The organism is Nitratireductor aquibiodomus NL21 = JCM 21793, from assembly GCF_000615975.1.
Taxonomy (GTDB): Bacteria; Pseudomonadota; Alphaproteobacteria; order Rhizobiales; family Rhizobiaceae; genus Nitratireductor; species Nitratireductor aquibiodomus.
Window position 1 is genome coordinate 63,400 of record NZ_BAMP01000010.1, and the last position, 11,555, is coordinate 74,954.

The 11,555-nt window shown below is 62.8% G+C and carries 6 protein-coding genes and 3 pseudogenes; 3 read left to right on the forward strand and 6 right to left on the reverse strand.

Annotated features, from left to right (window positions below):
• Positions 1-253: 253 nt before the first annotated feature.
• Positions 254-1,137 (reverse strand): annotated as a pseudogene (locus JCM21793_RS24210) (DMT family transporter).
• Between the two features lie 224 nt (positions 1,138-1,361).
• Between JCM21793_RS24210 and JCM21793_RS04845 the strand changes: the two are divergent.
• Together JCM21793_RS04845 and JCM21793_RS04850 are read left to right on the forward strand one after the other, a co-directional pair.
• Positions 1,362-2,582 (forward strand): alanine racemase, encoded by a 1,221-nt coding sequence (locus JCM21793_RS04845; RefSeq protein ID WP_025029640.1) that lies wholly within the window; start codon positions 1,362-1,364, stop codon positions 2,580-2,582.
• Between the two features lie 30 nt (positions 2,583-2,612).
• Positions 2,613-4,070 (forward strand): cation:proton antiporter, encoded by a 1,458-nt coding sequence (locus tag JCM21793_RS04850; RefSeq protein ID WP_025029641.1) that lies wholly within the window; start codon positions 2,613-2,615, stop codon positions 4,068-4,070.
• On the opposite strand, the gene JCM21793_RS04855 is transcribed toward JCM21793_RS04850, so the two are convergent.
• Both JCM21793_RS04855 and JCM21793_RS04860 read right to left on the reverse strand, forming a co-directional pair.
• On the reverse strand, positions 4,067-5,245 hold the full coding sequence (locus JCM21793_RS04855; protein ID WP_025029642.1) for a lytic murein transglycosylase: 1,179 nt from the start codon (positions 5,243-5,245) through the stop codon (positions 4,067-4,069). The two genes, JCM21793_RS04850 and JCM21793_RS04855, sit on opposite strands and share 4 nt — an antisense overlap.
• A 43-nt stretch (positions 5,246-5,288) precedes the next feature.
• Positions 5,289-6,092 carry a glycoside hydrolase family 25 protein gene (locus tag JCM21793_RS04860; RefSeq protein WP_025029643.1) on the reverse strand — a complete coding sequence of 268 codons (804 nt, stop codon included), beginning with the start codon at positions 6,090-6,092 and terminating at the stop codon, positions 5,289-5,291.
• A 129-nt stretch (positions 6,093-6,221) separates the two neighbouring features.
• Between JCM21793_RS04860 and JCM21793_RS24215 the strand changes: the two are divergent.
• Positions 6,222-7,616: pseudogene (locus JCM21793_RS24215) on the forward strand (serine hydrolase domain-containing protein).
• A gap of 138 nt (positions 7,617-7,754) precedes the next feature.
• Here JCM21793_RS24215 and JCM21793_RS04870 read toward each other — a convergent pair.
• The 3 genes and pseudogenes from JCM21793_RS04870 to JCM21793_RS24220 all read right to left on the reverse strand — a co-directional run.
• Positions 7,755-8,432 carry a class I SAM-dependent methyltransferase gene (locus JCM21793_RS04870; protein ID WP_025029644.1) on the reverse strand — a complete coding sequence of 226 codons (678 nt, stop codon included), beginning with the start codon at positions 8,430-8,432 and terminating at the stop codon, positions 7,755-7,757.
• A 2-nt stretch (positions 8,433-8,434) separates the two neighbouring features.
• Positions 8,435-9,679: a BtaA family protein gene (locus JCM21793_RS04875; protein WP_025029645.1), complete on the reverse strand. Its 1,245-nt coding sequence runs from the start codon at positions 9,677-9,679 to the stop codon at positions 8,435-8,437.
• A 129-nt stretch (positions 9,680-9,808) separates the two neighbouring features.
• Positions 9,809-11,555: pseudogene (locus JCM21793_RS24220) on the reverse strand (hydantoinase B/oxoprolinase family protein); the annotation flags it as partial.

Consider the following 11,555-nt stretch of genomic DNA (forward strand, 5'->3'; position numbering starts at 1 on the left):
GCAAAACGCCCATTACCAGGGCGCCGATGAACACGAATGCCGCGCAAATCATCAGTGCATTCACAGGCCGTGTCAGTCCCATGGCAAAGCTCCTCTGCTTATTTACCCGCTGGATTCTATGGATGAGGTGCCGTCCGGCAAGCGGATTTTATGCTGCGCTGCGGTAGGTTTGTGAAAAAAACTACCGCCCGTCGCCGCGTTCATTTGAAATCATTGGTGAAATCATTGGGCAACTGGTCCGATTCACTTTGTGTTAACGGATGCGCGCAAGAAGCCGCCCGTCGATGATGATCAATCCGGTGGCGATCAGCACCATTCCTGCGATTTCGAAGGGCGTGAGTCGTTCGCCCAGAACAAGACTTCCCAGCAGGATGGCGCTGACAGGATTGAGGAAGGTAACGAGCGATGCATTGGTAGCGCCCGCACTTGCCAGCACCCGGAAATAGATCAGATAGCAAACGCCGTTGACAGAACGGCAAGCCCGATGACCGCAGCCCAGATGTTGCCGGAAAAGCTGAACAGGTTTCCCGGCTCGTAGAGCGTGAGCACCAGCGGAATCATGATGATGGTGGAGGCGGTGAGCTGCCCCGTGGCGACGGCAGTTGGGGGAACGCCGCGAAAGCGTCGCCCGTAGATGAAGGCGAGGCCATAGGAGACGGCGCCGCCGATCAGGGCGAGCTTCGCCCAGAGTGGGCCGCCCAGTCCGGTGAGGAGGCCGGGGCCGATCATCACGCCCGTTCCTGCAATGCCGAATGCGATGCCGGTCAGCTTCACCGGGGTAAGCTTTTCATCTGCGGTGAGCATGTTGGCCAGGATTGCGGTCCAGAACGGCGTCGTCGCATTCAGCACCGAAGCAAGCCCCGCACCCACCTCGGTCTGTCCCATGAAGATCAGCGAAAAGGGAATGACGTTGTTGAGGAGGGCGAGCACGAAGAAGCTGCCGGCGAGCGGCAATGCGATGCGAAACGACGGTCCGCGAACAGCAAGGAATGCCTGCAGGACAAGCGCGGCAATCGACACGCGAAACATGACCAGCATGAGTGGCGGCATTTCGCTGACCGCGATACGGGCGAAGAAGTAGGAGCCGCCCCACACTGTGCCAAGGAGGAGGAGAAGCGCCCAGTTCCGGGCAGACATTTGAGGCGCGGTTGTCTGGGCGGGTGCCTGTGCGGTCATTGCGGTCTCTCAATTCGGGATCGTTCGTGCACCCTGTGAATTAGGTTATGAGAAGAAGGGCGCCCACCCGAAACCCGCCCGGCCGCATTTTCAGCGACGGACGTTCGGGCGGAGCGTTTACATGAACGACAAATCCACTACGCTTCCCTTCCGTCCTTTGCGTTCATCCGAACCAGGAGCTGCCCATGCAGATTTTTGAGACCGCCCGAGACGCTGCCCTCAAGCTTCGTCCCGATGATCCGGTCTACTGCTTCCGGCCCGAAGTGCTGAAAGCCGATGCACGCGATTTCATGGGCCAGTTTCCCGGCAAGACCGCCTATGCCGTGAAAACCAATGGCGAGAAGCTTGTGCTCAAAACGCTGGCAGAGGCCGGCGTTGAAGCTTTCGATGTGGCGTCTCCGGCAGAGTTCGCCGCGGTTCGCTCCGTCGCACCCAATGCCGAGATGCTCTACATGCATCCGGTCAAGGCGCAGTCGGACATCCGCCTGGCACTGGAGGAATATGGCATCCGGGTCACCGTGGTTGATCACGAAGATGAGGTGACCAAACTGATCCGCGTGGTTCGGGCGCTCGACATCGACCCCGGTTCGCTGACCGTTTTCGTGCGCATTCAGACCAAAGGCCATGCCGCCTATGAACTGTCGAAGAAATTCGGCGCCGGGCCGGCGCAGGCGGTCGAGCTTTTGCGCCGTCTGGACCGGCACGGCTATAAGCTCGGCCTGTGTTTCCATGTTGGCTCACAGATCCAGGACCCGGACACCTATGAGCGCGCGCTCGCCTCGGCAGACTGGGTGCGGGGCAGGGCAGGCGTCGAGCTTGCCGCGCTCGACGTGGGCGGCGGCTTCCCGGCGGAGTATGGCCACGATCCCAACCGCAAAAAGCCCGAGATGCCAAGCCTTGACGAGATCATGGCCCGGCTGCGGGCCGATATCGTGGAGTGGGGTTTTGACGATATGCCGCTCGTGGCGGAGCCCGGACGCGTTATCGTTGCGCGCGCCTTTTCGCTGATCGTGCGCGTTCTTCTGCGCAAGGGCCGCCGGCTCTACATCAATGACGGGATCTGGGCCTCGCTTTCGGATTCCTGGACTGGAAAGATCACGCTGCCGGCCCGTTTCATTCCCGATCCGGCGATCCGCAATCGCAATGGCGATCCTGAAAAGCTGGTTCCGTTCAAGGTTTGCGGGGCGACCTGCGATTCCGTGGACATCCTCTCGCGGCCTTTCTGGCTGCCGGAAACAGTGGATACGGGCGACTGGATCGAGATCGGCCATATTGGCGCCTATTCCCTGTCGCTAAGAACCCGCTTCAACGGGTTTTATCCCGATACGTTCGTCGAGGTGAAAACACCTTTCGATGCGGGTTCTGCGCCGGAAGGTTTTGCCAGCCTCGAAACCATGGCGGACTGATAGGGCAGCGAAAGGGAAGGAAACCTGACCTTGGAAGCGGAAGCACACGCCTTTCCATTGACGGAGGTCGCCTTTGTCCTCCTGGTGGCCATTGCGCTCGGGCTCGGCCTGATGCGCCTGAAGCAGCCGCCGCTGGTCGGCTTCATCCTGGCCGGTGTTGTGATGGGGCCGACCGGGTTCGGCTTGATCGGCAATTCCGAAAGCGTGATTGCGCTCGCCGAAATGGGTGTTTTGATGCTGCTGTTCTTCATCGGCATGGAATTGTCGTTGAGAGCCTTCATCATCAGCCTCAGACCGGCCGTTCTGGTGGCTTTCGGGCAGCTTTCGGTGGCGCTGGCCATTGGCCTTTCCATTGCGTGGATGGGCGGAACAGGCCTTTCCGAAGGCATCATCTTCGGCTTCATCATCGGCATCTCCAGCACCGTTGTCGCGATGAAGATGCTGGACGACATGGATGAACTGCGCCGCGATGCGGGCCGCATCGCCATCGCCGTACTGATCGCGCAGGACATTGCTGTGGTGCCGATGCTCATCATCGTGTCGGCGCTGGGCGGAGCCGATACCAGCCTTCTCGCCATCGCCGCCAAGGTGGCGCTGGCGGTCGGTTTTCTCGGCTGGCTCCTGTGGTGGCTCGGGCGACGCGGCAAGCTGCGCGTGCCTTTCGCTGCCGCCATTGCCGACAATGTCGAGATCCTGGCGCTTGGCGCGCTGGGTGTCTGTTTCGGCGCAGCCGCTCTTTCCGGTTTTCTCGGCCTCTCGCCCGCCTATGGCGCGTTCGTGGCCGGCATTCTGGTGGGCAATTCCAACCTGCGCGCCCGCATCATCCCCGTCATCGAACCGATCCAGAGCATCCTCGTGGTGATCTTCTTCCTGTCCATCGGCCTTCTGTTCGACCTGACCTATATCTGGAACAATCTCTGGATGGTTCTGGGGGCTGCCCTTCTGGTCATCGCCGCCAAGACGCTGCTCAACGTCTTCCTGCTGCGCGCCACCGGGCACGACCGCAACACGGCGCTGATCGGCGGTCTCTCCATGGCGCAGATCGGCGAGTTCTCCTTCGTGCTGGCGGCAGCCGGCCTGTCGGCGGGCGCGCTCGGGCAGGACAGCTATCGCCTTGCCATCGCCGTCACGGCCATCTCGCTTCTCTTCTCGCCGGCGTGGATGTCGGTCATGCGCCGCATCGAATATGTGGCGGCCAAGGGCTTTTCTTCCTATCGCGAAGCGCTGTCGGAAGCCTATGCCGATGAGATCGAGAATGTGGGTGAGGGGCTCTGGTGGGTGCGCGCCCGCTATCGCGCAGGCCGTCTGACCCTGCGCAAATGGCGCGCCCGCCGGGCACTCAAAAAGGCAGCGAAGGCCGCCCGGAAGAAAGAAGAAAAGGCGGAAAAGGAAGCCGCCGAGGCGACACTCGCATCTGAGACAGCGGAAGAAAAACCCCGGCAACCCGATGAAGATCTGGCTGCCGGGGCGTCTAAAGAAAAAGCCTAGAGATTGGAGAACAGCGTCGGCGTCGGCCAGCCATCGGCAGGCAGGCCAAGGCGCAGCTGCTCCTGACGCACCGCCTCGCGGGTTCCCGCACCCAGAATGCCGTCAATCTTGCCCACGTCATGGCCGCGTGCGGCAAGCTTGGTCTGCAACTGCTTCATCGTCTCGGGCGCAAGCCCCTGCTCGGGCGAGCGCACATCAAAGCGCGGTGCGCCGGCAAGGCGCGCCGCCAGATGCGCCGCCGTCAGCGTGTAGATGAGCGACTGGTTCCATTCCAGATAGATGTCGTAATTGTCGTAGACGAGGAAGGCCGGTCCCTTGTGGCCCATCGGCAGCACGACCGCCGTCGCCATCCCGTCTGCCGGCAGCGGGCTGCCATCGCGATAGGTCACGCCCATCGCCGCCCATTCCGAGCGCGGCAGCTTGGTCACGCGGCCGGTCTTCTCCCAGGCCATCTGATCCGGCACGCGCACCTCTTCCATCCATGGCTGGCCGGGCTTCCAGCCAAGCGACTGGAGGTTCTTCGCCGCCGTCAGAATGGCGTCGGGCGAACTGCCCTTCAAATCCACCTTGCCATCGCCGTCGCCATCGACACCCTTGGTGTAATAGTCGGACGGCAGCATCTGCATCTGGCCGATCTCGCCGGCCCATGCGCCGGTCACATTGGCCGGCACCCAGCCCTGATCGATCAGGTGCAGAAGCGCGATCAGCTGCGGGCGGAAGATTTCCGGCCGGCGGCAGTCATGCGCCAGCGTGGCAAGCGCGTTGAGCGTCGAGAAATCGCCCTGCACCGCGCCGAAATCCGTCTCAAGCGCCCAGAAGGAGGCGATCACCGGGCCGGGCACGCCGAACTCGTTCTGGGCGCGCGCGAAGGTGTCGGCGTATTTCTTCAGGTTCGCCGCGCCATTCTTCAGCCGGTAATCATTGATCATGCGGCCGGCGAATTCGGCAAAGGTCTGGTTGAACACGCCCTGCGCGCGGTCGCGTTGCAGAACCTTCTGGTCGATGCCGGCGCCGTTCAGCGCCGAAAGGCCGCGCTCGCCAATGCCGTCGGCTGCAGCCTCCTGCCGCACGCCCTCCCGCCAGGCGTTGAAATCGCCACCGCATTGCTGCGCCACGGCGCTGCCGGCAAAGCCAAAGGCGAACAGCGCTCCAAGCGCGATGGATTTTCTGCGCATTTAAACTCTCCTTGAAAACACGGGCTGAAGGCGTCTGGGGCGATCAGCTGGCATTGGCCCGGAGCCAGTTTTTCCAGGCTCTGGAATTGCCGTTGAACACGTTGATATCGGCCTTCCCCTCAATGCCCGGGATCACGCCGGTGCCCGTATATTGCCAGAAGACCCAAGGATGATCGGAATATTTGTCATCCGGATGACCGGCCACCGAGCGTAACCAGAAGGGATAGCCCTTGAAACTGCTCAGATCATTGTCATCGAAGAAGTCGATCGAGGTGTAGATAATTGGCCGCTTGCCATAATGGCGTTCCACCGCGTTCAGGAAGATGCGCATCTCCGAACGCACCTTTTCTGCCGGCGGGCGAATGGTGCAGGTGGGCGAGAAGGGCGTCCATTCCATGTCCAGAACGGGCGGCAGGGCCGATGCGTCACGCGGCACATTGCGGATGAACCACCGCGCCTGCTCAATGGCCGGGCGGCAATGGTAGTAGAAGTGGTAGGCCCCGCGCGGAACGCCGGCAGCCTTCGCCGCGCGCCAGTTGCGCGCAAAATAGTCATCGACAATGTCGCCACCCTCCGTCGCCTTGATGAAGGCGAAGGAGATGTCGTTGCGGGCAACCTTCTTCCAGTCGATGTCGGCCTGATATTTGGCGACATCCGTTCCGTGCACCGCATAGTGCCAGGGTGCGCCGCCCTCCCACTCATGCGGGTCGGTGTCGGCGAAGCGCAGGCCACCGCTGCTGCGCATTGTCGAGGGTTGCGCCTTGGGCGCAACATCGGAAAAATCATAGTCGACGGTCGAGCAGCCGACGAGCAAAGCGGATAGACTGGCGATCATCAATCGACGCATGATGAGCGGGGCTCCTCAGGGTGCGAATCAGCAAATAGGGGCGTCGCCGACAGAAATAGGCGAAGTTGCCGGCCCCGTCACCACAGGATGAAAGGGCTGGCCGCCAGGGAAGACGGAGAAGACGACGGAATGCGAACTGCTCTCAGGCTCTTCAAATGGCTCCTCTGTCTCCTTGCCGTCGCAATCGCCGGTGCAGCGCTCTGGCTCTATGTCTCGCCGCCCGCGCTCATCCGTGTCGGCTCCAATTACGCCGCCAAGATTATCTGCTCCAATGTGTTCATAGCCGGGCGCGACCCGCAGACCGTGCTTGAGCGCGACGTTCAGGCCCCGGGCCATCCGCTTTTGAAGCTCATGAGCGTGCGGGTCGAGCCGTCCGACGCCACGGTTCACACCGGCCTCTTCGGTGTCTTTGGCGACGGGCTTGCCGTCTATCGCGGCGCGACCGGCTGCGCCGCCGTGCCCGATGGCGATGTGGACGCGGCGCTGGGCGCCCGTTTCGACAGGCCGGAGCCTGCGTCTCAGGGAACGGATCTGTGGCCGGAAGGCCCGCGCATCGACGTCAAGGGCCATGAGCTGGTGGCCGAACTCCTCGATGATCCGGCGCTCACCGGCCCCGGCATGCGCGCCGTCGTCGTCGTGCAGGATGGCCGCATCATCGGCGAGCGTTTTGGCGAGGATGTCGCCCATTACACGCAGCCCCTGATCGGCTGGTCTATGACCAAGACCGTCACCGCCGCCCTCATCGGCACCCGCGTCAAGGCCGGACGCCTGTCCGTCGAGGACCGCAATCTGTTCCCCGAATGGCGGATGACGAGCGATCGAAGATCACCGTTGCCGATCTCCTCGCCATGGAGAGCGGTCTCTACTTCAACGAGGATTACGGCGATGTGAGCGATGTCACGCGCATGCTCTATCTCGCCTCTGACATGCCGGCCTTCGCCGCCGATCAGAAGCTTGAAGGCCCGGTCGGCGAGGTCTTCAATTATTCGAGCGGCACCAGCGTCCTCCTGTCGCGTGTGTGGCAGGACACGTTCAATGCGCCGCAGGATGCGTTGGCGTGGCCTTACGAGGCCCTGTTTGGTCCGCTCGGCATGGACACCGCCGTCTTCGAGACGGACCCGCGCGGCACCTATGCCGGCTCTTCCAACCTCTATGCGTCTGCACGTGACTGGGCGAAGTTCGGCCAGCTTCTCCTTCAGGACGGTGTGTGGAAGGGCGAACGCATTCTGCCGGAAGGTGGGTACGGTGGATGCGCACCCCCACCGAGGCTTCGGGCGGCGAGTATGGCCGGCAGACCTGGCTGCACGGCCCCCGCGCCAACACGCCGCGCGGCGTGCCGGAAGACGAGGCTTCAACCTACCGCCCGACGCATTCTGGATGCTCGGCCATGATGGCCAGACCATCACGGTCATTCCCTCGCTGCGCATGGTGGTGGTGCGCATGGGCCTCACACCCTCACGCCTCGGCTATAAGCCGCAGGCGCTGATCGAGGCTCTGGCGAAGATCCCGGGGCAGATGGAATAGCGTGGAGTGGTGCGTGGTTCGACAAGCTCACCATGAGGGATGGGATTGGCTGCACAACTGGTGAGCAGGGGCGTGGAACCGGTCTTCACCGCGAAGCTCCACCTCCCTCATGGTGAGCTTGTCGAACCACGCACAACGTCAATGCAACGGGGTGTCGTACTCAGCAGGCAATTCCACAATCGCCTGCACGGCGTAACCGCGAAAAGACGAATCGAAACGCAGGCTTGCGCCCCGTTTTTCGCATTCCGATTCCAGCGCTTCACGCAGTGAATCACGCGGCGTCACGTGGAAGGCCGCAAGCCAACACCGCAGTCCTGCGCGAAACCAGCCGGGCAGCCTTTCCTGCCGGCCGAAATCCACAATGTGCAGCGAGCCGCCCGGCGCAACGCAGTCGAGGCCGGCTGCAATGGTCTCGCGCCATGGCGGGATCATCGACAGCGAATAGGAAATGAAAACCCGGTCGAAACGGGCCTGACCGAACAGCGCTTCGGCATCGAAGGACGATGCATCACCTTTGGCCAGTCGGGCGTCGATCCCCTCGCGCTCCATGCGCCGCCTCGCGGTGACAAGCATCTCCTGCGAGATGTCGAGGCCGAAAAGCCGCGCCTTCGGACAATGGTCCGAAACAAGCGCCAGATTGCGCCCCGTTCCACAGCCCAACTCCAGCACCGCGCCGCCTTCCGGCACGTTCAGCCCGCCGATCAGCCCGTCACGCCCAAGCAGATAATATTTGCGCGTCAGGTCGTAGATATGGCGCTGGCGGCGATAGACGCCGTCCATCAGGCTGGCGTGGCCGGCGGTCTGCGGCATGGCCATTCTCAGGTCGCTTTCACATAGAGGTGGAACCCGCCATAGATCGCCGAGCGGTCGTTGGCCGAGAGTTCGCGCGAGCGAATTTTCTCATAGCGCCACTGGTTCAGAACGTGATCGTTCACGCGGCCCGGCAGCAGGCTCGGCGCTGCGGCGGTGCGGAAGATGACGCGCGCTCCGGGCGCTGCCGTGCGGGTGATCTCGCTCCACAGCGCGTTGAGCTGATCGTCGTTCATCCAGTCCTGCGCGTCGAGCAGCACATAGCGGTCTACGCTCTGCGCGGGCTTGTTGCCCAGCACGTCCATCAGGTTTGCGTGGTGCACCGTCACATTGTCCGCCGCAGAGCGGATCGTGTCGAAATTCCTGCGCTCCAGATAGGCGGGCAGGGTGGCTTCTCCCTGTGCAGGATAATGGCGGGCGAAGGCCTGCCAGGCGAAATAGTTTTCCTTCAGCGGAAAATGGCAGGCAAGCTTTTCAAGCCGGCTCGACAGAACGTCCGCCATGGTGCCGTCACCCGCTGTGATCAGCGAGTCATACTGTGCCGGCGGAATGCCGAGGCCAAACAGCGATGCCTTGCGCGAGGTCGCCCGGCGCACAAGTCCACGGTCGAACAGCGGGCGTAACTGCTCATCGAAGAAGATGCGCTGATCGCGAAGCGAGCGCGACTTCATGATGTCGGTGGGGTTCACGCCATAGAACTTTGCGACCGTGTGGCCCGTGGCGATGAAGAAGCCGAGCAGGCCCTTGCGGTAGAAATTGCGCGTGAAGGCGTCGATGCGCCTGCGGCCAAGCGGCCCGCGGCTTTCCCAGTGCCGACGCGACTGGGCGTCGAGCGCTGGCGCGATGAAGCGGCGATAGGCCTCGCTGTTGCTGCGCTGGTTGGTTGTGCCGAAGAAGCGCAGCAGGTCGCCATGGGCGGGCAGCGTCTTGAAGGCGGTGAGCTTCAGCCGGTTGAGCGCTACATGCGCGGCGTTCAGGTCCACGGCGTCGATTTTCGCCGGCTGGCGGGTGAGATAGGCCAGCACATTGCAGCCGCCCGACGCGATGGTGACGATGCGGTGGCTTTCATCGAGTTCCATTGCCGCGATGTCCACGTCCGGGTCTTCCCAGATCTGCGGATAGACGAGGCCCGAAAAAAGGAGGGCGAAGAGGCGTTCGGAAAGGCCAGCGCGCGTGGTGACCCTGTTCTGATAGACCGCTTTGCCGAGATGGCGGCGGGTGGAAAGGCCGGTGCCGGCTGAAAGATCTGTCATGGGTCTCTCCCCTCAATCTTTCCCTGAGGGGCTACTGCGCTTCCATGACAGGCGCGTGAAACGATGATGACGGAGTGTGACGGGGCTGTTAAAGGCGGGGAGTATTCCCCGCCCGCAGTGCCGAGCGCTCTACGCCTTTCCGAACCCACCGGCGGTGGGCGTGGTCACGATCACCGCTTCACCGGCTTCGATCACCGTCTGGTCGCAGCCCTTGAGCGTCTCGACATGACCGTCCTTGCGGCGCACTTCGGTCTTGCCCATCTCGCCATCGCCGCCGCCCTCAACGCCGCGTGGCGGCCCGCTGCGGTGGGAGGAGAGAATGGCGCATTCCATGGTCTTCAGGAAGCGGATGGTGCGGCGCGTGCCGTCGCCGGCGCTCCACTTGCCCTTGCCGCCCGAGCCTTCGCGAATGTGGAAGTCCTCGAGCAGGACCGGGAAGCGCAACTCCAGGATTTCCGGGTCCGTCAGGCGCGAATTGGTCATGTGGACATGAACGCCCGACGCGCCATCGAAGCCGCGCCCGTCATTCATGCGGCCAGCGGGCGAGCCGGAGCAGATGGTCTCGTAATACTGATACTCTTCGTTGCCGAAGGTCAGATTGTTCATCGTGCCCTGCTGTTGGCGATGGCCTTCATCGCACCGAACAGCGCGTTGGTGACGTGCTGGGAGGTCTCCACATTGCCGGCCACAACCGCCGCCGGATAGGAGGGGCGCAGCATGCAGTCTTCCGGGATCACGATGTTGATTGGCCTGAGGCAGCCCGCATTCATCGGGATCTGCCCTTCCACCATCACGCGGAAGGCATAGAGCACCGCCGCGCGGGTCACCGGTTCAGGCGCGTTGAAATTGTTCTTCTGAACGTTCGACGTGCCGGTGAAGTCGACGGTCGCCTCGCGCTTCTCGCGGTCGACGGTGATCTTCACCTTGATCACCTGGCCCGTGTCGGTCGGATATTCATATTCCGACGCATCCGGCAGGCGTTCGAGCACGCGGCGCACGGCTTCCGCCGCATTGTCCTGCACATGACCCATATAGGCCTGCACCACGTCCAGACCGAACTGGTCGATCATCTTGCGCAGTTCCGCCACGCCCTTTTCGTTGGCGGCAATCTGCGCCTTCAGATCGGCGATGTTCTGGTGCGGGTTGCGCGCCGGATAGGCATGGTCGGTCAGAAGCGTGTGCAGCTCCCGTTCGCGGAACTTGCCGCCTTCGACGAGGCGGAAGTTGTCGAACAGAACGCCTTCCTCGTCCACCGTGGTCGCCAGCGGCGTCATGGAGCCGGGCGCGGTGCCGCCGACATCGGCATGGTGGCCGCGCGAGGCGGTGTAGAACAGAATGTTCTCGCCTCTATCGTCAAACACGGGCGTGACCACCGTGATGTCGGGCAGATGCGTGCCGCCATTATAGGGCGCGTTCAGCGCGAACACGTCGCCGGGGCGGATATTGCCCTTGTTCAGTCGGATGACGGTTTCCACCGAGCGGTCCATGGAGCCCAGATGCACCGGCATGTGCGGGGCGTTGGCCACCAGCGCGCCGTTCTGGTCGAAAACCGCGCAGGAGAAGTCGAGCCGCTCCTTGATGTTCACCGAATAGGCGGTGTTCTGCAGCGTCACGCCCATCTGTTCGGCGATCGACATGAAGAGGTTGTTGAAGACCTCCAGCATCACCGGGTCGGCCTTGGTGCCGAGTGCGGCCATGCGGGCCTTCTTCTCCACGCGGCGCATCAGAATGTGGTCGAGCGCGGTGATCTCGGCCTGCCAGCCGGGCTCCACGACAACCGTCTGGTTGGCCTCGATGATGAGGGCAGGGCCGTTGACCTTCGCGCCGCGCGACAGCGTCTCGCGGCGGTAGATGCCGGCATCGGTGCCAGGCGCCC